Source organism: Vibrio sp. 10N.286.52.F8 (genome assembly GCF_041468745.1).
Lineage (GTDB): Bacteria > Pseudomonadota > Gammaproteobacteria > Enterobacterales > Vibrionaceae > Vibrio > Vibrio crassostreae_C.
On sequence record NZ_JBFRJF010000010.1, the window covers coordinates 320,596 to 342,259 of the forward strand.

The following is a 21,664-nucleotide window of genomic DNA, read 5'->3' on the forward strand; positions in this document are numbered from 1 at the left end:
AATGAGCCTAACTTCAACGTTCGTGTTTATATATTGTGCAACCGTAAATACAACAAAGCCCCGCAACAAGAGTTGCGGGGCTTTCTTTGTCCAACCTAACCCATTCAGATTAGGCGACGACTGTTGATTATTTTACTGATACAAACTCAGGGTAAGCGCCGACACCACAATCGTGCATGTCCATACCTTCAAGTTCTTCATCTTCCGTTACTCGGATACCGATTGTTGCTTTAAGCACCGCCCATACTGCTAGGCTAGCACCGAATACCCATGCAAAGATGACTGCTGCACCCATTAGCTGAGCACCAAACGTTGCATCAGCGTTGCTTAGTGGCACAGCCATTAGACCGAAGAAACCACATACACCGTGTACAGAGATAGCACCTACTGGATCATCAATCTTAGCTTTGTCTAGAGCGATGATGCTGAATACAACCAATGCACCAGATACCGAACCAATCGCTACAGCAAATAGAGGTGATGGTGATAGAGGGTCTGCAGTGATTGCTACTAGGCCAGCTAACGCGCCGTTAAGAATCATTGTTAGGTCTGCTTTACCCCAAGTTGTTTTACATACTAGTAGTGCTGCAATTGCGCCTGCTGCTGCTGCTGCGTTGGTGTTAAGGAAGATTTGACCTACTGCTGTTGCGTTCTCAAAATCCGAAACCATCAGTTGAGAACCGCCGTTGAAACCGAACCAACCGAACCAAAGGATAAATGTACCTAGCGTTGCAAGTGGCATGTTTGAACCAGGAATCGGGTAGATTTCACCGTTCTTACCGTATTTACCTTTACGAGCACCGAGTAGTAGAACACCAGCTAACGCTGCTGCTGCACCAGCCATGTGTACGATACCTGAACCTGCGAAGTCACTGAAACCCGCTTCTGATAGGAAACCACCTCCCCAAGTCCAATAACCTTCAACAGGGTAAATGAACGCTGTTAGTACTACAGAGAAGATTAGGAATGACCAAAGCTTCATACGCTCAGCAACCGCACCAGATACTACAGACATTGCTGTTGCAACGAATACTACCTGGAAGAAGAAGTCTGATTCTAGAGAGTGGTCTGCGCCTTCACCTTGTGTACCAATTAGAGTACCAAATGATGGCAACCAACCGCCTTCACCGTTGTCGACATACATGATGTTGTAACCAACCACTAAGAAAGCAGTACAAGCAATTGCGTACAAACAGATGTTCTTAGTTAAAATTTCTGTGGTGTTCTTTGAACGAACTAGGCCAGCTTCTAACATCGCGAAGCCTGCTGCCATCCACATTACCAACGCACCTGAAATGAGGAAGAAAAAAGTGTCTAGTGCGTAACGTAGTTCCGTTACTGTTGTTGTAAGTTCCATATTAAAGTCTCCAGTCCTTGTAATTCTTTAAAGTGCTTCAGCATCCATTTCACCAGTACGAATTCGTACGGCTTGGCTTAGGTCATACACAAAAATTTTGCCGTCGCCGATTTTTCCGGTGTGTGCCGCTTGGCTAATCGCTTCAACAACTCGGTCAACATTCTCAGCTTGGGTAGCAATCTCTAGCTTCACCTTTGGTAGGAAATCCACTTGGTACTCTGCACCACGATACAATTCAGTATGTCCCTTCTGACGACCAAAGCCTTTCACTTCAGAAACAGTCATACCTTCAATACCCACATCAGAGAGCGCTTCGCGTACATCGTCTAATTTGAATGGCTTAACAATGGCATTTATTAATTTCATATTCGTTCCTTAAATTCTTACTTAATCCGTTAATTCTCTTATTACAATCCAAGTAGCGTGCCAAAAAGTTAAGTGCTTGATTTTAAATAAGATGAAGATAATAAGGTCGTAATAACGAAAAAGGCCGCACCAACATGGTGCAGCCTTTTCACTATCTTAATGCGCGATGCTCTTATTGCTCCAGTTTTGGGCAACGGAGCCTTCAAAGCTCTGAATGACTAACAAATAGGTCTTAGGACTAGTAACCTAAAAAATCCATCCAGCGTTCGATGAGCAGTTCGAAATCGTCGATTCCACAGCTTGCTTGGCTTTCACAGTTATAGAAGTCGAACTCACTGCCCTCTTCCATCTCTTGCTCATGCGCTAACACGTTTTCTTGAATCGTTACTTCGTCTTCATTAATCGCAAGGCTAATCTCTTTGCCAAGCAACGTCACTTCATTGCTCAAGTCCTGTCGAGATTGCTCAATCAACGCCATCACATGATCTAATTTTTGCTTATCTTTACCGATCTCTTCTTGAAGCCAACGGCCAACAATCTCATGGCCCATGCTGCATTTCACATAGTATTCACCCATTAGAGTGTTTCTAGTAAATTCAAACTCCATAACTCAACCTATACTGCATTAATACTCAAGCGATACTATTTCTGAGTATACCATTGTCTTGTCAGAAACGAGCGTATTGACGAATTTATCGTTACGATCCAACCTACACAGTCAATGAAGAGGAGGGCTCTATGCAGTTGAACGAAATGATTGCCAAACAAATTGTCGAACGAACCATGAAGATCATCCCACACTCGATTAATGTGATGGATAATAAAGGTCGCATTATTGGATCCAGTGATCCTACTCGCTTATACCAGAAACATGAAGGAGCGGTACTTGCCATCACCGAATCACGAGTCGTTAATATTGACGAAGCCACTGCCGAACACCTAAAAGGGGTTAAGCCTGGAGTTAATTTACCGATTCTATTTCAGGATAATGTCATTGGGGCGATTGGGGTTTCTGGGACACTGCAGCAAGTTCATCATTTTGGTGAGCTGGTGAAGATGACCGCTGAGCTTATTGTTGAACAAGCTGTACTTATGTCTCAAGTAGAATGGAATAAGAGGCATCGTGAAGAATTGGTATTGCAATTAATCCGAGGTAGCACGCTTAATGACATGCAACTGCAATCCATCGCACAGCGTCTGGATCTCGACCTTGCACAACCGCGGATTGCCGCCATCGTCAAGGTGTTACCGATAGGAGACACTGCGCCTTCATTGGAAAACTTACAGCAATTAGTACATTTACTTGAATATCCCGAGCGCGATAATTTAGTCGGTATCTTGTCTGTTTCACAAAACGAAGTGGTGGTACTCAAGCCTATAACCCTGATAGGGAACAGCTGGTCCAAGGATGCAGAAGCCAAGCGCGTGAAATTGCTACTCAAAAGAATAAAGAAAGAAGCTAAGTTTCAAATCAAGATTGCGCTTGGGGATTACTTTACCGGACTTTCTGGTTTAGCACGCTCATATGATACCGCTGAGCTCACTATGCGCAGTGTCGGTAACCGCCCCGGAGACATGTTTTTCTATCAAGACTATCGACTGCCGGCCATTATGAGTAGCCTGTTACAAGATCCATGGATTCGTGAGCAACTGGAGCAGTCTTACCTACATCTTCAACAACAGGACAGTAAAGGGATACTGATCAAAACTTTGAAGACATATTTAAAACAGAACTGTGATTCAGCTCTCACCTGTAACGAACTACATATCCATCGCAATACGCTACGCTATCGAACAGACAAGATAAACCAAATAACATCATTAAATATCAACAATATAGACGATCTATTTCAACTCTACATTGCAATAAATCTATTCCACTGGTCGAGCTAAAAAATGTGCAACTGCACAATTTAAAAGGACCGATTTGAGCACTTATTTGTAGAGAATGACAAAGACTTACCAACCCTATATCTTTATATTTGCCGAAAATGACACATCGTTATCTGGGAAATAGAACATGATTGAAGTTTCAACTCTTGGCGCACTTTCAGCATTGATTGTTGCTATCGCGCTCATTCTTAAAAAAGTGCCACCCACCTACGGCATGATCATCGGTGCTTTGGTTGGCGGCGTGGTTGGCGGCGTTTCTCTCACCGAAACCGTTGAGTTAATGATAGGTGGTGCCCAAGGGATCGTCACTTCAGTGATGCGAATTCTCGCCGCTGGTGTGTTGGCCGGCGTACTAATTGAATCAGGGGCGGCTACCTCGATTGCAGAATCCATCATCAAAAAAGTAGGCGAAACTCGCGCCTTACTTGCTCTTGCCATTGCGACCATGATTTTAACCGCTGTTGGCGTTTTCGTTGATGTGGCCGTTATCACGGTTTCTCCTATTGCACTGGCTATTGCTCGCCGCGCAGACCTTTCTAAAACCGCGATCCTTTTGGCGATGGTGGGCGGCGGTAAAGCAGGTAATGTCATGTCGCCTAACCCAAATGCCATTGCGGCGGCTGATGCGTTCAATGTTCCGTTAACCTCTGTGATGGCTGCAGGCGTGATTCCGGGTCTATTTGGGCTGCTTTTCGCCTACTTCTTGGCAAAGCGCCTCGTCAATAAAGGTTCAAAAGTAGCGGAAAGTGAAGTGGTCAAAGCGGATCAAAGTTCACTGCCAAGCTTTTCTTCTTCAATCGTTGCACCGTTAGTGGCTATTGCCCTACTCGCGCTGCGACCACTCGCTGATATCAATGTTGATCCTCTAATTGCATTACCCTTGGGTGGATTGCTGGGTGCACTGGCTATGGGTCGCTTCAAACAAGCCAATAGCTTTGCGGTTTCAGGCTTGTCACGTATGGCACCGGTTGCTGTAATGCTACTGGGCACAGGAACCATTGCAGGCATCATTGCTAACTCAGGACTAAAAGCTGATCTGATTGAAGTGCTGACGATGTCTGGGCTGCCTTCTTACTTACTTGCTCCGTTTTCTGGCGCACTGATGGCACTATCAACCGCATCGACAACTGCCGGAACAGTAGTGGCATCGAATGTATTTGCCAGCACCATTCTTGAGCTAGGTGTTCCAGCTCTCGCAGGCGCAGCAATGATCCACTCTGGTGCGACAGTACTTGACCATATGCCACATGGTAGCTTCTTCCATGCCACGGGTGGTGCGGTACATATGAGTATTCATGAACGTCTAAAACTCATCCCTTATGAGTCAGCGGTCGGTCTTGTTATCGCCTTCGTCTCAGTAATGATCTTCGGTGTATTTGGTCTGTTTGTTTAAGTTTAAAGGTATCAAAATGAAAATTGTAATTGCTCCTGACTCATATAAAGAAAGCCTATCAGCAATGGGCGTTGCTCAAGCGATTGAAGATGGCTTTAAACAGCTAATACCAAACGCCGAATACGTAAAATTACCAATGGCTGATGGTGGTGAAGGCACAGTACAATCTCTGGTGGATGCGACCAATGGCTATATCATCCAACATCCAGTGATTGGTCCATTAGGTGAAATTGTCGAAGGCTTCTACGGTATGTTCGGTGACGGTAAAACTGCCATTATTGAAATGGCGGCCGCTTCCGGCCTAGATTTAGTCTCTCCAGAACAACGTAATCCACTAAAAACCACTACCTATGGTACGGGTGAGTTGATCAAAGCCGTATTAGATAAAGGTGTTGAGCATATTATTATTGGCATTGGTGGTAGTGCGACCAATGATGGTGGCTTAGGAATGGCTCAAGCGCTAGGCATTCGTATGCTAGATGCAGAGGGTCACGAGCTGGTGTTTGGTGGTGGTGAACTGTCAAAACTGACAACCATTGATCTCACCAACCTCGACCCACGCCTACAAAACGTACGCTTAGAGGTCGCTTGTGATGTCGATAATCCATTATGCGGACCAAAAGGGGCATCACAGGTATTCGGTCCGCAAAAAGGCGCAACACCAGAAATGGTTGAGCTGTTAGATGCTAACCTTGCTCATTATGCCAGTATCATGAAAAACCAGTTAGGCGTCGATGTCATTGATCTCCCTGGTGCTGGCGCGGCAGGCGGTCTAGGCGCGGCACTTGTTGGCCTGTTAAATGCGGAGCTTCGCCCTGGTATTAACATCGTAATGGACGCCGTCAATTTAGATGAAATAGTCTCAGATGCTGATCTTGTGATTACAGGAGAGGGGCGCATTGATAGCCAAACCATTCATGGCAAAACACCGATTGGTGTCGCTCGCACAGCCAAAAAACATAAACTGCCTGTCATCGGTATTGCCGGCTGTCTAGCCAGTGATTGTGGTGTGGTTCATGAGCATGGTATCGACGCGGTATTTGCGGTAGTGAACCGTTCAGTAGACTTGCCGACAGCTTTGGCTGAAGCGGCTGAAAATATTGAACTTACTGCTCGCAATGTTGCAGCAATGTATACGATTAAGCACTAATTGAGCTCTCTGTAAGCTAAAAGCAATTTTCGCTGTATGCTAAAAGCAATTAAGGCCGCTATTCACAGCGGCCTTAATTATATTTACAACAAAATCAGACGTTACGCAGGCTCTTGGAAGATAACCGTGTCTGCTTTTTCCGTGTACTGACCCATTTTATGGAAGTTCAGGTAACGGTATGTATCAGCAGCCGTTGCATTAATCTTCTCAGCGTACTCTAAGTACTCTTCTTTCGTTGGGATGCGACCTAGAATCGCGCCAACAGCAGAAAGCTCAGCAGAAGCCAGATAAACGTTCGCGCCATTACCTAAGCGGTTCGGGAAGTTACGCGTTGACGTCGACATAACCGTCGAAGCATCAGCAACACGAGCTTGGTTACCCATACATAGTGAACAGCCAGGAGTTTCGATACGTACCCCAGCACGACCGAAGATGCCGTAGTAGCCTTCTTCTGTCAGTTGGTCTTTATCCATCTTCGTTGGCGGAGCAACCCATAGGCGAGTGTTTAGAGAACCATTGAACTCTTCAAGCATCTTACCAGCGGCACGGAAGTGGCCGATGTTGGTCATACAAGAACCGATGAACACTTCTTGAATCTCAGTACCTTGAACGTCCGAAAGAAGACGAGCATCATCTGGATCGTTTGGTGCACATAGGATTGGTTGATCGATGTCAGCAAGATCAATCTCGATAACGTGCGCGTATTCCGCATCTGAATCAGCAGATAGCAACTCAGGGTTCTCTAGCCACTCTTCCATTGCTGTAATACGACGCTCAATCGTACGAACATCACCGTAACCTTCAGCGATCATCCACTTCAGCATCACGATGTTCGAGTTCAAGTACTCAGAGATAGACTCTTCAGAAAGCTTAACGGTACAACCTGCAGCAGAACGCTCAGCAGATGCATCAGAAAGCTCAAATGCTTGCTCAACAGATAAGTGCTCAACACCTTCAATTTCTAGTACACGACCAGAGAATTCGTTGATCTTACCGGCTTTCTCTACCGTTAGTAGGCCTTGCTTGATGCCGTAAAGAGGAATGGCATGTACTAGGTCACGTAGCGTGATACCCGGTTGCATTTCACCTTTAAAGCGAACCAAGATAGATTCAGGCATATCAAGAGGCATAACGCCTGTTGCTGCAGCAAATGCTACCAAGCCAGAACCCGCAGGGAATGAAATACCTAGAGGGAAACGAGTATGCGAGTCACCACCTGTACCTACAGTATCAGGAAGAAGCATACGGTTTAGCCATGAGTGGATAACGCCATCACCCGGACGCAGTGAAACACCCGCACGATTCATGATGAAATCAGGTAGCGTATGGTGAGTATTTACATCAACCGGCTTAGGGTATGCCGATGTATGACAGAAAGACTGCATTACTAGGTCTGCTGAGAAACCAAGACACGCCAGATCTTTAAGCTCATCACGCGTCATAGGACCAGTAGTATCTTGCGAGCCTACCGTCGTCATTTTAGGCTCACAGTACTGACCAGCACGCACACCTTCAACGCCACATGCTTTACCAACCATCTTCTGAGCTAGCGTGTAGCCTTTATCAGATGCAGATGGATCGATTGGTTTAGCAAACAGATCCGTTTCAGCTAGACCTAGAGCGTCACGAGCACGACCCGTTAGACCACGACCGATGATCAGTGGAATACGGCCACCAGCACGCACTTCATCAAGAAGTACTTTGCTTAGCTCAAAGTTTGAAATCACAGAACCGTTCTTGTGAACAACACCTTCGTACGGGTAGATATCAATGATATCGCCCATGTTCATGTCTTGTACGTTCAGTTCAATGGGTAGTGCGCCTGAATCTTCCATTGTGTTGTAGAAGATTGGTGCAATTTTACCACCAAGACAAACACCGCCAGTACGCTTGTTTGGTACGAATGGGATATCTTCACCCATGAACCAAAGTACTGAGTTTGTTGCCGATTTACGTGAAGAACCTGTACCAACAACATCACCAACGTAAGCCAGTGGAATGCCATCTTTTTGCATTTCTTCAATTTGTTTGATTGGACCAACGCTACCCTGTTCATCAGGAGTAATGCCATCACGTTCCATCTTCAGCATCGCTTTCGCGTGTACTGGGATGTCAGGACGTGACCATGCATCAGGCGCTGGAGATAGGTCATCGGTGTTCGTTTCACCAGTGACTTTAAATACTTTTACTGTGATTTTTTCTGCTACTTTATCTTTCGCTGTAAACCATTCAGCATCAGCCCAAGATTGAAGTACTTGTTGTGCAGCAGCATTGCCAGCTTTCGCTTTCTCTTCTACGTCATAGAACGCATCGAACATCAGTAGAGTATGAGATAGCGCTTTAACAGCGATTGGAGCAAGCTCAGCATCGTCTAGTAGAGATACTAGAGATTCGATGTTGTAACCGCCTTGCATGGTACCAAGCAGTTCTGCAGCTTTTGCTTTGCTTACTAGTGGCGAAGCTACTTCACCTTTAGTGATAGCCGTAAGGAAGCCAGCTTTTACGTAAGCAGCTTCATCTACACCCGGTGGAATGCGATTTTCTAGTAGGTCAAGAATGATTTCTTCTTCACCTTGAGGTGGATTCTTCAGAAGTTCAACTAGGCCAGCTACCTGCTCAGCATCTAGTGGTTTTGGAACAACTCCTTCGGCAGCACGTTCTTCGACGTGTTTACGGTAGGCTTCAAGCACGACTTTTTTCCTCTCATTGCGGTTCACTTCTTCCCTTCATAATTGTTAGTAAAATAAAGAAGTGAACATCCTTGGAAACTTGGCTCTCCATTGCCATTTTTGTCATTCAATTTGTATTGATGAGCGGCGTCATAGAGGCCAAACTGTGGGCGGTAGAATAGCAAATTTAACGTTAAATTAAAATCTTATCATTTTGACCAACATAGCAAGTTAAGACGAAAGTCCCACTATTTTTGCCTAATTACGCACTTAAATGGCGACTCTGCGCATGATTATTTGTAGGACGTACCTACAATCAGATACACCGAATCGAAATTATCTTCGGTTCGGCCATAAGCTAAAATGATCGGCCCGATTGGAGAATCAACACCCGCGAAAACAGAACCCGCGGTGTACATTGGCGCTTCATCAATACTCAAATCATTGTTCGACCAAACACCACCATGCTCAATGGATGCGCCCACGTAGAATGGTGATTTAAAAAGGCCGAAGTCATTTTCAAACCACTTATAACGATAAATAAGGCTGGTGTAAGCCAAGTTCTGACCAATCATACTATTCCTTGGAATACCTGACAGGTTTAAGAAGCCACCAAGCTCTTTGGGATCAATAGGGAAAATCGAATTTTTGCTCTCTACAATACCGTAATCCAGCTTTGCGACTAAAGTATGCTTCTCAATACTCTTTGCTGCCATGAAATTGGCCGAAAACTCATAAACCGTATCACTCTCAGACGTTAAATCCGATTCACCAAGAGAGCTGTCATTATCAAAATCATCATGAGAAACGAGGTACTCTAAATCGACAAAGTAACCCTTGGTCGGTAAGCTGAAATTATCCAAAGTATCCAGTCGGTAACCCATGAAGCCACCAATACGCTTGTAGCCACCACTGCCCAATGAAGGTAACGAAGAAACCTCAACATCCCCATCTGTATAACGAACACCAAATGTCAGCTCCTGCCACAAGGTTGGTTGATAGCCTAATGCCAATTCACCGACATATTCACTATACGTCATAGGGAGATAATCTTTCGTTACGTCCAGTGTCGGTTCTTCAATATCATCAATATCTGCGGGTAGGTTTCTGTTCTCTTTGCTGTAAACAACCGATGCCGAAGTAAACAGCTTTTGACTCGAAAAGAATGGCGAGTAAAGTTCCGCTTCAATTCGCTTGTCCGTTCCCATCTCGATGTTGGTTCTTAGCTCTGCACCATGCTTATTAATATCAGTAAAGTTGGCTGAGACACCGAGCGAGTATTGGCTTGTAGTAGAGAAATCATCTTCAAGAAAGAATCGAAAATTGAGGTAGTTTGGCCCCCAAGATTTTTCGTTCACATCGACTAGCAGTTGCTCCTCGCCATTCACTGTGTCAAATTCATAAGTCACCAACTCGAATCTATCTAGCGCATAGAGGTCTTGTACTTTAGATTCAATTTCACTGGTCTTCAGAATCTCACCTGAATCAAGGTTTAAACGGTTTTCGATCAGCTTATCGGAATAGTGGGTATTGTTATTGATAACAACTCGGTCAACGACGGTCTTATCGCCGTGTTTTAGCTGTCTGCGCGCTTTTTGTTTGTCCTCGATATAATGCTGATAATCGGCATTTGAGAGCGATAGCTTAGAAAGTTCATCAGTATGCTGCTTAGCAGCTTCATAGCCCGCGAGGAAAGCCGATGGCATTTTATCAAATTCTGTCGTCTCCATTTCCCCAACATCTGGGCGCAGGAAGACATCATCGTCTGTTAAAGTTTCAGCTTGCTCTTGGGTGCTGCGTTGAACAAGATAATTAGAGAGTTGGTCAGCTGCGGCTAGAAAATTCGTGAAATCATCTTTGCCTTTGTAGTTGGTACTGATATCCACCGCAATGACGATGTCTGCACCCATCGCTCTGGCCACGTCGACGGGCATGTTATTGGTGACACCACCATCAACCAGCATTCGACCATCGAGGTCATAAGGGGGAAGCGCGCCGGGAACTGACATACTCGCCATCATGGCATCAACAAGGTGGCCATGATCGATGACCACCTCTTCAAGTTCGATAATGTCAGTTGCGACTGAACGGTATGGGATAGCAAGATGGTCGAAAGAATCGAATGAGGATAGATTACCCGTGGTCTCACGCAGAATACGCAACATATTCTGGCCTTGCACCACCCCTTTCCTTGCTTTGATTTCGCCCCAACCTAAGCCGAGATCGGTGTTCAGTTGGTAGCGGTCTTCATATTCTTTGTCACGTACGCGGCGGTCACTACGGTTAACGCGATCACGATAACCGCGATTCCAATCAACCGTATAAATAAAGCTCTCGATCTCGTCTGCGCTCATCCCTGTCGCATAAAGACCACCAACGTATGAGCCCATACTGGTACCGGTAATGTAATCAACCGGGATTTGCATCTCTTCTAGAGCTTTAAGCACACCAATGTGAGCTGCACCTTTTGCCCCGCCACCAGCAAGAACGACAGCAACGGTTGGCCTTTTATGAGCTTGTTCAGCCTGCTGAGATTGATCAACCTGTGTCGCGGTGGATGCAAACAGCTGAAAACTGATCACAGTACCGACAATGCCTAAGCCACTCACTAACCAACGAGAAATCATTATGTTAACTGTCCTTGTCATTCTTTCTTGTTACGACTTTACCACTGAAAAAGCTTCTTTAGCCACTGTTTTGGTTGACTTTCACAACCCTTTTTAATGTTTCCATCCTCATCCCAAACTGGCAGTTTGACTGCGCCATCACAATCAAACTCTAAAGCCCCTTGAGAAGTTCGAGTAAAGTTAGCGGTGACAATTCCTGTCGGCCAAGGCAGCAATAACTGCTCGGGTGTTCTCTGTTTGAGATAATCGGCATAAACACGTAACGCACCACTCGAACCAGTAAGCTTAGTCGGCTTATTATCATCACGTCCTAGCCAGATGGTCGTCACTTCACGGCCATCTACGCCCACGAACCAACTGTCTCGGCTGTCATTACTAGTGCCAGTTTTACCAGCTAACCCTGCCCATGCAAACTGACCTTGTAGGAAACGGCCCGTGCCTTCCGACACGCCACGTTTCATTGCATAGGTTGTAAGCCAAGCGGCTTGCTGGTCAACGCTTTGTGATACACGAGGGATCGACTGATACAGAACCTCGCCATCGTTATCAACAACTGAGCGAAGCGCAGACAAAGGTGCTATACGCCCAGAATTGGTAATGGTTTGATACATCTGCGCAACTTGGAACGGAGTCAGTGAGAACGAACCCAAAAACATCGACGGCACTGGGCGAATCTCATTTTTATCGACCCCCAGTTTTCCAATCGTATCCGAGACACTATCAATGCCTAATTGCATGCCTAAACGAACAGTAGGTACGTTGTAAGACTTAGAAAGCGCCACATACAAAGGCACATCGCCACGGAACTTACGATCGAAGTTTCTCGGGCTCCACACGCTACCTTTACTGCCTTTCAAGCTCAGTGGCGTGTCTTTCAATGTTGTCGCCAACGTGTACTTCTGAGGCTGCTCTAGTGCGGTTAAGTAAATTGCAGGCTTGACCAAAGAACCAATTGGGCGACTCGCGTTCAAGGCACGGTTAAAGCCATCGTAGCCAGTACGCTTACCACCGACCATCGCCCGGATTTCACCGGTATTTCTATCCACGGCAATAGCTGCTGCTTCCAGCTTATTACCTGCGGTTTTCGATAAATCAGGCACCTTACGAGCAATCGACTTCTCTAACTTGTCTTGAGATACCGGATCCAGAGAGGTAAAGACTCGAATCCCTTTTTTCGCCTCAAATCGATCGCCGACATACTTCTTAAGCTCAATGTTTACTTGTTGGAAATAAGCGGGCTGACGGCTAGCAATGCGTGGGTTGTCTTGAATATCCAAATCACGACTCGCCGCCTCTTCGTATTGTCGCGGAGTTAAGATGTCTTGTTGCATCAATAAGCGAAGAACCAGATCGCGTCGAGTCTTAGCACGCTCAGGATAGCGAACCGGATTGTAATACGACGGTCCTTTCACCATACCCACCAGCAGTGCTAGCTGATCGATGCGCAGCTCTTGAATAGGTTGACCAAAATACAAACGAGACGCTAAACCGAAGCCATGAATCGCTTGCCCACCATTCTGTCCAAGATAAACCTCATTTAAGTAAGCCTCTAGGATACGGTCTTTGCTGTAACGATGGTCTAAGATAAGTGCAATGTAGGCTTCACGAACCTTACGCCACAATGTACGTTCACTGGACAAGAACAGGTTTTTTGCCAACTGTTGTGTCAGCGTACTACCACCTTGTACCGTTCGCCCAGCTTTGACGTTAACGACCATTGCACGAGCGATGGCCAGTGGCGACACACCATCGTGTTGATAGAAGTTTCGGTCTTCGGTTGCCAGTAAGGCATCAACCATCACTTCTGGGAACTGATTGCGTTTTAAGAACAGGCGCTGCTCATCGTTACTTTTCTCAAGCATGCCAAGCATTTTCGGTTCAACACGCAGGTAGCCCATGTCGCCTTTCTTCTCCAGCGACTGAATGCGAGTTAATTCGTTACCATTGAAGTGCAGCATCACATGACGATCCGCTTCCGGTCCATCAACAAACTCGAACGGACGACGAATCATTTCAATCTTGGTCGAAGAAGAAGAGTATTCGCCTGGGTGACGAGGCGCGTTCACCTTACGGTAATTAAGTACATCGAGCTCATTCTTAACCTGAACCAAACTCACCGGAGTTCCCGGAGACAGGTCTAGCACTCGCGCATAAACCACGGTTGGCAAATCAAACAGCTGACCTTCAAAGCGCTGTTTGACCACAGAATCAAGATAAATACCGACGAACAACAGCAATGCCGCAAGCGCTAAGCCCGCTTTCCAAGAAATGCCCCATAGGATCTTCAACCAACCTCTTTTGCCAGATTTCTTAGCCTTAGGTTTGGTCTTTTTCGCAGCCGCTCTTGGTTTTCTTGGCTTGGCTTTGGTCGCTGGTGACTTCTTTGCTGGCGCTTTTTTAGGTGGTGCCTTTTTTGGCGTTAACATTTTGGTCATCATCGATTCAACTGTCGTTTGGTTTTAGTGGTTGCTACATGGTTAGCAGGGTCATCCGGCCAAGGATGTTTTGGGTAACGGCCCTTCATCTCTTTTTGTACTTCTTTGTACGCGCCAGCCCAAAAGCCAGCTAAATCTTGAGTAATTTGTAGTGGTCGCTGTGCTGGAGAAAGGAGCTCAAGCACTACTTTTTTACGCCCTTGCGCGATCAATGGCGAGTCTTGTTCGCCAAAGACTTCCTGCATTCGCACTGAGATCACTGGTTCAGATTGATATTGATAACGAATGGCCTTCTTGCTGCCTGTTGGCATCAGATAGTGCGTTGGCAACCATTGGTCGATTTCTTGATTCAAAGGCCAACCAAGATAAGCCGACAATGCTTGCTCAATCGAAACACTAGACAGTCCTTTTGCCGACTTAATGCCATTCAGATAGGGAGATAGCCACTCATCAAGGTGTTCAATCAAACTCGCATCGTCCATCGCTGGCCAATCATGCTCAGGCATCCAAAGCTCTGCACAGCGTACACGCTCAACCAACTGCTTAGCCGAAGCTGTCCAATTTAAGCGATCCAACCCACATCGAGCGACATAATTGAGCAGCGCTTGGCTCGCCTGATTCGCATCGGGATCAGGTAAAGCTTTGGTGCTGATAATCAACTTGCCCAGAGATACACGCTGCTCAGCAACTAAACGGCCACGTTTCTCATCCCAATCGGCGTAATCGGAACGCACAAACAGTTTTGGAAATTCAGCTTCTAACTGTGCGATATCAACCGCGGTGGCTAAGAAAATCTGACTGGCTCGCCCTGTGCTGCGCATCAAATCAATCACTACGATATAGTTATTGTTCGCCAGTGGATCATCATCACGAACCTCAGCACCGTGGCCATTCGCCAAAAGGAAAGCACTGCTGGTCGCGCTTCTCACTTGTGCAATCCGGTCTGGGAAGGCAAAACAAAGCACTAATGGTAGCAATGATTCGTCAGCTTGTGACAAATCTAAGTGATGATTGAGTTTGCTCGCGAGACTTTTCGCTCGCTGCATCACAACGCTATTTTTGGAATGTTTTCTTTGCTTAAGTCGATGCAAAGAGTGTTGAATATCCGTCACATTGCGCTCCGGCTCTTCCAGCAAAGCAGCAGCAACAATCGCGACATTCAACAGAGCAGGACTACCTTGCTGCGCTTTAACCAACATGCTGGCAATACGAGGCTCTAGACCTAAACGTTGGACCTGTTTTCCTAATGCCGTAAATTGACCATTATCGTCTAACAATTCAAGAGTCTGTAAGAGTTGCTTGGCTTGCCCGATAGAAGCTTTGGGTGGAACGTCTAACCATTGCAGTTCATCAGCACTCGCAGCGCCCCATTGCGTCAATTCAGACACCAGCGAAGACAAATCAGAATGAAGAATTTCAGGTTCTGGTATAGCTGGTTGCTGCATCAGCTGCGTTTCGCTGTACAAACGAACGCACAAGCCCTCTTCAATTCGTCCCGCACGGCCCGCTCGTTGTTCAGCTGAAGATTGCGAGATTTTCACTTGCTCAAGCTTAGTAATACCGGTTTTCAGATCGAACTTCGCCACACGTTCAAGCCCAGAATCAACCACCAATCGAATACCTTCAATCGTCAAAGAAGTCTCAGCAATATTGGTCGCTAACACCACCTTTCGACGCCCTTTCTCTGATGGCGCGATCGCTTTCTGCTGTTGAGAAAAGCTGAGTTGCCCATACAGAGGACACACATCGATATCATTGGCGAATTGTTCTAGTTGAGATTCCACCTGCTTAATCGCAGAAACGCCCGGCAAAAAGGCCAGAAGTGAGCCTGACTCTTTCTCCATCAGAGAGCGAATCACGTTAGCCATTTTAGGGGCTAGATATTCATTTGCGTTAAGAGGCTGATAACGGAAATCGACCGGAAAGGTGCGACCTTGTGATTCAACGTATTTGGCATTCGGCAGCAAAGTTTGCAGAGCTTGTTGATCTAAAGTTGCCGACATCACTACCACTTTCAGATCGTCACGCAACGCCTCTTGGATCTCTAAGCTAAACGCCAATGCGGTATCGGCGTGAATACTGCGCTCGTGAAATTCATCAAAGATCACCATATCAACCCCAGTTAATTCAGGGTCGGTTTGGATCATTCTTGTCATGATCCCTTCAGTAACAATCTCTAAGCGAGTCGCACTGCTGCTTTTAGATTCACCACGAACTCTAAAGCCAATGCTCTCTCCCACCTTTTCTCCCAATTGGCTCGCTAAGTAAGTAGCAATATTCCTTGCAGCCAAACGCCTCGGTTCAAGCATGATGATTTTGCCTTGAACGGCGTTGGTCTTAACTAACTGTAAAGGGAAGAATGTTGACTTACCCGCACCGGGAGCGGCCTTTAGAATAAGTTGAGTGTGTGTTTCTAAGCCAGCGAGCAGATCTGGCATCACAGCTTCTATGGGCAGTTGTGGCAATGGGAGAACCTTGTGGTGTAATGTTGGCAACATTGTACATAAAAACCTACCTGTCTAAATAAGTAATATGCACTTCAATCCTCCATTAGAGCCAGCGACTCTTATTAAACGCTATAAACGCTTTCTCACTGACATCCAACTTCCAGACGGTAGCGAGCGCACTATCCACTGCGCTAACACTGGAGCGATGACAGGATGTGCGACTCCTGGCAATACGGTGTGGTACTCAACCTCCGATAATGCAAAGAGAAAGTACCCAAACAGCTGGGAGATCTCAGAAACAGACAAAGGTCATCGTATTTGTGTAAATACTGCGCGGGCAAACCAGCTAGCAGTGGAAGCAATTGAAAATGGGACTATAGTTGAACTCTTAGGTTATAACGCGTTACGAACCGAAGTGAAATATGGCAGTGAGAATAGTCGCATTGATATTCTGCTTGAAGATAACGAAAAGCCGCCTTGCTATATCGAAGTGAAAAGCGTCACTTTGCTCGACGAGCAAGAAACGTCAACTAAAGGGCAAGGTTTTTTCCCTGATGCGGTCACAACCAGAGGCCAAAAACATCTGCGTGAACTCACAGAAATGGTCGAATCTGGAAATAGAGCCGTACTTTTATTCACTGTTTTACATTCAGGTATTGAAAAAGTGTCTGCGGCACACCATATAGACGCCAAATATTCGTTATTACTAAAACAAGCACAAGACGCTGGAGTTGAAGTGCTTTGCTATAAAGCAGAGCTCAGCAGTACTCAAATACAACTAAAACAAGCTGTTGAATTTATCAATAGCTAAGCAAAGATGCTGAACTAATCACATTGATTGCAAGTTTGAATAAGAGTATTTGCCACCATTCGTTCTTTCTGCTATAGATACCCGCCTTAAAATTAGCTGCTTTGCAGTTGACTAGGTGTAAATAGGAGATGCTGTATGCCAGAATCTAAGAAAAAAGCGCTAGGCATCCTAGCCATCGCAGGTGTTGAACCGTACCAAGAGAAGCCAGGTGAAGAGTACATGTCACTTGAGCAAACGGAACATTTTACAAAAATTTTAGCAGCTTGGCGCAACCAGCTCAGGGAAGAAGTTGATCGTACTGTGCACCACATGCAGGACGAAGCAGCGAATTTCCCAGACCCAGTTGACCGTGCTTCTCAAGAAGAAGAATTCAGCCTAGAGTTACGTAACCGTGACCGTGAGCGTCGTCTTATCAAAAAAATTGAGAAGACATTAGACAAGATCGAAGAAGACGATTTCGGCTTCTGTGATTCTTGCGGTATCGAGATTGGCATTCGTCGCCTTGAAGCTCGTCCAACTGCTGATCTTTGTATTGACTGTAAAACACTTGCAGAGATCAAAGAAAAACAGATGCAAGGTTAATTCTTGCAGATGTAAAGAAAGGGAGCCTTGGCTCCCTTTTTTGTTTGTTATCCAAGCGAAGTATTTCACACGCTTGATAGTAAATAGCAGCTTTAAGCCTTAGTTCTATACATCAAACCTTGTTCTATAGATTGAAGCTTAGTTCTAGGCATTAAAGCTCTTGTCAAACGTCTTAAGAATCGGCTACTGCGGTACCATTTAGATTAGGTTGTTCACTCATGAATTATATCGGGCGCTTTGCACCATCACCGTCAGGTCCTCTTCATTTTGGCTCACTTGTTGCTGCTCTTGGTAGCTACTTTCAAGCGAAATCTAACCAAGGAAAATGGTTAGTTCGTATGGAAGACCTCGACCCGCCAAGAGAAATGGCCGGCGCTGCAGACCTCATTCTTAAGACGCTTGAGGCTTACCATCTATTCTGGGATGGTGAAGTCGTTTATCAAAGTCAGCGTCATGGCTTGTATCAAGCTCAAATCGATCAATGGGTCGCTGACAATCAAGCCTACTACTGCCAATGCACCCGCAAGCAGATAAAGGCTTTGGGTGGTTTTTACAATGGTCATTGTCGAGATGCAGGCTTAATCGATTCAGGCGAACAGGCGGTGCGCTTGTGCATGGACTTTCCAGTGGAGTCCTTTGATGATGTTCGCCACGGCACCATTCAAATCCCTAAAGCACTAGCTGAAGAAGATTTTATTATTAAACGCAGAGATGGATTGTTTGCCTATAACTTGGCCGTTGTTCTTGATGACATCGACCAAGGAGTAACAGAAGTCGTAAGAGGCGCAGACCTGATAGAACCAACAGGTCGACAAATCAGTTTGTATAAGACGCTCAAGCAAAAAACAGTGAGCTACTTGCACTTACCATTGGCAACCGATGGCTTGGGGAATAAACTGTCAAAACAGAACCATGCCACCGCGATAGATCTAGACAACCCAAAACCAACGTTACTCAACGCGATGCGATTCTTAGGTTTTGATATCCCGACGGCCCTTTATGAGGCTTCAATGGATGAGATTTTATTGTGGGGCTGCCAACAATGGAACGTCAGTCAGTTACCTGATAGTTTACAAAAAGAGCACTGTAATTAGCTCGAAACTCACGGCAAATAGCAAAAACGACACATAAAAATGCCATAACCAACCACTGTGGTTAAGCAGACGATGTTCTCAAATGGCTCGCGCTAAGCTATTATTAGCCGCAATTAAACTCTGCACTACCACTTTGGACTAAGAGAAAAACAAAGTTGGCGATACCTACTTTGTTCTAAACTAATGAATACAAACGACAATACCCCAAGCGAACAACGCGGATTCCACGAATTAGCTCTGAATATTTATACTCGTCAAGAGCACAATATTTCACGCAAGCAGATCAGCGACAACGCACTAAAAGTGCTATATCGCCTGAATGGTGCGGGTTTTGACGCATTTCTAGTCGGTGGTGGTGTGCGCGATATCTTATTAGGCTCTCAGCCAAAAGATTTTGATATTGCGACCAACGCAACGCCAGAGCAAATCAAACACCTCTTCAGAAACTGTCGTCTTATCGGTCGCCGTTTCCGCTTGGCACATATCATGTTTGGTCGCGACATCATTGAAGTGGCAACTTTCCGTGGTCACCACCAAGAACCATCGAAGAACGTTTCTGCACAATCGAAAGAAGGCATGCTACTTCGCGATAACGTGTACGGCAGTGTTGATGAAGATGCAGAGCGTCGTGATTTCACAATCAACGCGATGTACTACAACATTGCAGACTACAGCATCCACGATTACGCGGGTGGTGTAGAAGATTTAGAAGATAAACTGATCCGCCTGATTGGCGATCCAGAAACGCGTTACCGCGAAGACCCAGTACGTATGCTACGTGCAATGCGCTTCGCCGCTAAACTGGATTTCGACATCGAAGAAGACACAGCAGACCCTATCGAAGAGTTAGCTCACCTTCTAAGAGATATCCCAGCAGCGCGCCTTTACGAAGAGTCTCTGAAATTACTGCAATCAGGTCACGGTTTAGAAACCTACCACTTGATGCGCGAGTACAATCTATTCCAACAGATGTTCCCAGCGGTAGCGCAGCACTTCACCGAAGATTACGACTCACACACAGAGCAGATGCTTGATTTGGTTCTCGATTCAACCGACCTTCGCATCGAAGATGGTAAGCGAGTAAACCCAGCATTCATGTTCGCAGCGATGCTTTGGTACCCAATGAACAAGCTGGCAGACAAACTTGTCGCTGAACAGGGTATGGCGCATTACGATGCGATCATGGAAGCGAGTAACATCATTCTAGATCAGCAAGTAAAGTCTATTGCGATTCCTCGTCGTCACACAGCAACCATTCGCGAAGTTTGGCAACTGCAACTTCGACTGCCTCGTCGCAACGGTAAACGCGCTGTTCGTCTAATGGAATTAAACAAATTCCGTGCAGGCTACGATTTCCTAGAAATGCGTGGTGAGATTGAAGGTGGCGAAACCAAAGAGTTAGCAAAATGGTGGGAGCGTTATCAGACTGCAGGTCGTAACATGCGTCAAGCAATGGCTAACGACGTTGCAGCACCATCAAAGTCAGGCCATCGTCGCCGTAAGACTTACCGAAACAAAAAGAGTAAGCAATCAGAATGATAACTGCTTACATTGCGGTCGGCAGCAACCTTGCCGACCCAGTTAGCCAAGCAAATTTGGCTATCGAAACGCTAAAAAGCCTACCGCGATCAACGTTTATTGCGACCTCTCAGCTATATAGTAGCACTCCAATGGGACCGCAAAATCAACCAGACTACATCAACGCGGTAGTCGCTATCCAAACCGAATTAACGCCAATTGAACTGCTTGATTGCACTCAAAAGATCGAACTAGAGCAAGGGCGCGTCCGTAAAGACGAACGTTGGGGACCAAGAACCTTGGATCTCGACATTGTGCTATACGGCAATGAGGTGATCGATTCAGAGCGCTTAATCGTTCCTCATTATGGAATGAAAGAACGAGAGTTTGTACTCTACCCGCTTGCTGAAATCGCACCAAGTTTACAACTCCCTGATGGGACTGAGCTGACAGAACTACTGAAAATAGTAGATAAGAACGGGCTCAATGTTTGGCAACAATAGCCAAGCGCATTAAGGAAAACCAATGAAAAAAGTAACCATTAACGACCTGATCAAATGCAAACGTGAAGGCCGTAAATTCGCGACTTCGACAGCTTATGATGCGAGCTTTGCTCAATTATTCGAAAGCCAAGAAATGCCAGTTCTGCTTGTCGGTGATTCACTGGGTATGGTTTTACAAGGCCATAACGATACATTACCAGTAACTGTTGAAGACATTGCTTACCATACTCGCTCAGTGCGTGCTGGTAGCCCGAACTGTCTTCTTATGGCTGACATGCCTTTCATGAGCTACGCAACGCCAGAACAAGCTTGTGAGAGCGCAGCGACTTTGATGCGTGCTGGTGCGAACATGGTAAAAATCGAAGGCGGAAGCTGGTTGGTTGATACTGTGAAAATGCTAACAGAACGCGCAGTACCAGTATGTGCGCACTTAGGCTTAACGCCTCAATCTGTGAACATCTTTGGTGGTTACAAGATTCAAGGTCGTGACGACGAGCAAGCCGACAAAATGGTTGCTGACGCGTTAGCACTGCAAAACGCAGGCGCTCAAATCGTTCTACTTGAATGTGTGCCAGCTTCATTGGCAAAACGAATTACAGAAGCTTGTGACGTACCGGTTATCGGTATCGGCGCAGGTAATGTTACCGATGGTCAGATCTTGGTTATGCATGACATGTTCGGTATTTCTGCGAACTACATGCCGAAGTTCTCTAAGAACTTCCTAGCAGAAACAGGTGATATGCGTAAGGCAGTAGCTCTATACAAAGAAGAAGTAGAGAGCGCGCGCTTCCCTGATGAAGCTCATACAATCGCTTAGGA

16 protein-coding genes are annotated in these 21,664 nt (G+C 45.9%); 9 read left to right on the forward strand and 7 right to left on the reverse strand.

Features of this window, described 5'->3' with window-relative positions; genetic code table 11:
* Positions 1–127: 127 nt before the first annotated feature.
* The 3 genes from AB4133_RS05525 to AB4133_RS05535 form a co-directional block, all read right to left on the reverse strand.
* On the reverse strand, positions 128–1,357 hold the full coding sequence (locus tag AB4133_RS05525; RefSeq protein ID WP_017059420.1) for an ammonium transporter: 1,230 nt from the start codon (positions 1,355–1,357) through the stop codon (positions 128–130).
* A gap of 27 nt (positions 1,358–1,384) precedes the next feature.
* On the reverse strand, positions 1,385–1,723 hold the full coding sequence (gene glnK, locus AB4133_RS05530) for a P-II family nitrogen regulator (protein ID WP_004738200.1): 339 nt from the start codon (positions 1,721–1,723) through the stop codon (positions 1,385–1,387).
* 238 nt (positions 1,724–1,961) lie between these two features.
* Positions 1,962–2,330: a YacL family protein gene (locus tag AB4133_RS05535; protein ID WP_019824378.1), complete on the reverse strand. Its 369-nt coding sequence runs from the start codon at positions 2,328–2,330 to the stop codon at positions 1,962–1,964.
* Between the two features lie 131 nt (positions 2,331–2,461).
* Here AB4133_RS05535 and AB4133_RS05540 point away from each other — a divergent pair, with 131 nt between their 5' ends.
* The 3 genes from AB4133_RS05540 to AB4133_RS05550 all read left to right on the forward strand — a co-directional run bounded on the left by AB4133_RS05540 (position 2,462) and on the right by AB4133_RS05550 (position 6,159).
* A complete protein-coding gene (locus tag AB4133_RS05540) occupies positions 2,462–3,616 on the forward strand; it encodes a sugar diacid recognition domain-containing protein (RefSeq protein ID WP_017066809.1) in 1,155 nt (384 codons plus the stop codon).
* Positions 3,617–3,743: 127 nt separating this feature from the next.
* Positions 3,744–5,009 carry a GntP family permease gene (locus AB4133_RS05545; RefSeq protein WP_017059423.1) on the forward strand — a complete coding sequence of 422 codons (1,266 nt, stop codon included), beginning with the start codon at positions 3,744–3,746 and terminating at the stop codon, positions 5,007–5,009.
* A 16-nt stretch (positions 5,010–5,025) separates the two neighbouring features.
* Entirely contained in the window at positions 5,026–6,159 is a 1,134-nt protein-coding gene (locus tag AB4133_RS05550) for a glycerate kinase (RefSeq protein WP_102394604.1), read from the forward strand.
* A 101-nt stretch (positions 6,160–6,260) separates the two neighbouring features.
* On the opposite strand, the gene acnB is transcribed toward AB4133_RS05550, so the two are convergent.
* From acnB to hrpB, 4 genes are all read right to left on the reverse strand, one after another.
* Positions 6,261–8,849, reverse strand: a complete 2,589-nt coding sequence (gene acnB / locus AB4133_RS05555; RefSeq protein ID WP_017072021.1) for a bifunctional aconitate hydratase 2/2-methylisocitrate dehydratase — start codon at positions 8,847–8,849, stop codon at positions 6,261–6,263.
* Between the two features lie 272 nt (positions 8,850–9,121).
* Complete coding sequence (locus AB4133_RS05560; protein WP_372224055.1) at positions 9,122–11,455, reverse strand: patatin-like phospholipase family protein; 2,334 nt, start codon at positions 11,453–11,455, stop codon at positions 9,122–9,124.
* A gap of 38 nt (positions 11,456–11,493) precedes the next feature.
* On the reverse strand, positions 11,494–13,893 hold the full coding sequence (gene mrcB / locus AB4133_RS05565; protein ID WP_372224056.1) for a penicillin-binding protein 1B: 2,400 nt from the start codon (positions 13,891–13,893) through the stop codon (positions 11,494–11,496).
* The gene (gene hrpB, locus AB4133_RS05570; protein ID WP_102319891.1) at positions 13,890–16,388 is read right to left on the reverse strand and encodes an ATP-dependent helicase HrpB; all 2,499 of its coding nucleotides are present in this window, start codon (positions 16,386–16,388) and stop codon (positions 13,890–13,892) included. Before hrpB ends, mrcB begins: the two co-directional genes overlap by 4 nt.
* 34 nt (positions 16,389–16,422) lie before the next feature.
* Between hrpB and sfsA the strand changes: the two genes are divergently transcribed.
* The 6 genes from sfsA (at position 16,423) to panB (ending at position 21,662) form a co-directional block, all read left to right on the forward strand.
* Entirely contained in the window at positions 16,423–17,148 is a 726-nt protein-coding gene (sfsA, locus tag AB4133_RS05575; RefSeq protein ID WP_017066814.1) for a DNA/RNA nuclease SfsA, read from the forward strand.
* A 135-nt stretch (positions 17,149–17,283) separates the two neighbouring features.
* Positions 17,284–17,730 (forward strand): RNA polymerase-binding protein DksA, encoded by a 447-nt coding sequence (gene dksA, locus AB4133_RS05580; protein ID WP_017059430.1) that lies wholly within the window; start codon positions 17,284–17,286, stop codon positions 17,728–17,730.
* 218 nt (positions 17,731–17,948) lie between these two features.
* Complete coding sequence (gluQRS, locus tag AB4133_RS05585; protein WP_048612329.1) at positions 17,949–18,824, forward strand: tRNA glutamyl-Q(34) synthetase GluQRS; 876 nt, start codon at positions 17,949–17,951, stop codon at positions 18,822–18,824.
* Between the two features lie 183 nt (positions 18,825–19,007).
* The gene (pcnB, locus tag AB4133_RS05590; RefSeq protein ID WP_372224057.1) at positions 19,008–20,363 is read left to right on the forward strand and encodes a polynucleotide adenylyltransferase PcnB; all 1,356 of its coding nucleotides are present in this window, start codon (positions 19,008–19,010) and stop codon (positions 20,361–20,363) included.
* Positions 20,360–20,845: a 2-amino-4-hydroxy-6-hydroxymethyldihydropteridine diphosphokinase gene (folK, locus tag AB4133_RS05595; RefSeq protein WP_004735459.1), complete on the forward strand. Its 486-nt coding sequence runs from the start codon at positions 20,360–20,362 to the stop codon at positions 20,843–20,845. Before pcnB ends, folK begins: the two co-directional genes overlap by 4 nt.
* A 22-nt stretch (positions 20,846–20,867) precedes the next feature.
* Positions 20,868–21,662, forward strand: coding sequence for a 3-methyl-2-oxobutanoate hydroxymethyltransferase (gene panB, locus AB4133_RS05600; RefSeq protein WP_017059433.1), 795 nt, complete (start codon positions 20,868–20,870; stop codon positions 21,660–21,662).
* Positions 21,663–21,664: the final 2 nt, after the last annotated feature.

Bases quoted from the DNA above. Each gene is read 5' to 3' on its own strand.
- AB4133_RS05525 (WP_017059420.1), bottom strand. From the start codon at position 1,357: ATGGAACTTACAACAACAGTAACGGAACTACGTTACGCACTAGACACT.
- glnK (WP_004738200.1), bottom strand. From the start codon at position 1,723: ATGAAATTAATAAATGCCATTGTTAAGCCATTCAAATTAGACGATGTA.
- AB4133_RS05535 (WP_019824378.1), bottom strand. From the start codon at position 2,330: ATGGAGTTTGAATTTACTAGAAACACTCTAATGGGTGAATACTATGTG.
- AB4133_RS05540 (WP_017066809.1), top strand. From the start codon at position 2,462: ATGCAGTTGAACGAAATGATTGCCAAACAAATTGTCGAACGAACCATG.
- AB4133_RS05545 (WP_017059423.1), top strand. From the start codon at position 3,744: ATGATTGAAGTTTCAACTCTTGGCGCACTTTCAGCATTGATTGTTGCT.
- AB4133_RS05550 (WP_102394604.1), top strand. From the start codon at position 5,026: ATGAAAATTGTAATTGCTCCTGACTCATATAAAGAAAGCCTATCAGCA.
- AB4133_RS05560 (WP_372224055.1), bottom strand. From the start codon at position 11,455: ATGATTTCTCGTTGGTTAGTGAGTGGCTTAGGCATTGTCGGTACTGTG.
- mrcB (WP_372224056.1), bottom strand. From the start codon at position 13,893: ATGATGACCAAAATGTTAACGCCAAAAAAGGCACCACCTAAAAAAGCG.
- hrpB (WP_102319891.1), bottom strand. From the start codon at position 16,388: ATGTTGCCAACATTACACCACAAGGTTCTCCCATTGCCACAACTGCCC.
- sfsA (WP_017066814.1), top strand. From the start codon at position 16,423: ATGCACTTCAATCCTCCATTAGAGCCAGCGACTCTTATTAAACGCTAT.
- dksA (WP_017059430.1), top strand. From the start codon at position 17,284: ATGCCAGAATCTAAGAAAAAAGCGCTAGGCATCCTAGCCATCGCAGGT.
- gluQRS (WP_048612329.1), top strand. From the start codon at position 17,949: ATGAATTATATCGGGCGCTTTGCACCATCACCGTCAGGTCCTCTTCAT.
- pcnB (WP_372224057.1), top strand. From the start codon at position 19,008: ATGAATACAAACGACAATACCCCAAGCGAACAACGCGGATTCCACGAA.
- folK (WP_004735459.1), top strand. From the start codon at position 20,360: ATGATAACTGCTTACATTGCGGTCGGCAGCAACCTTGCCGACCCAGTT.
- panB (WP_017059433.1), top strand. From the start codon at position 20,868: ATGAAAAAAGTAACCATTAACGACCTGATCAAATGCAAACGTGAAGGC.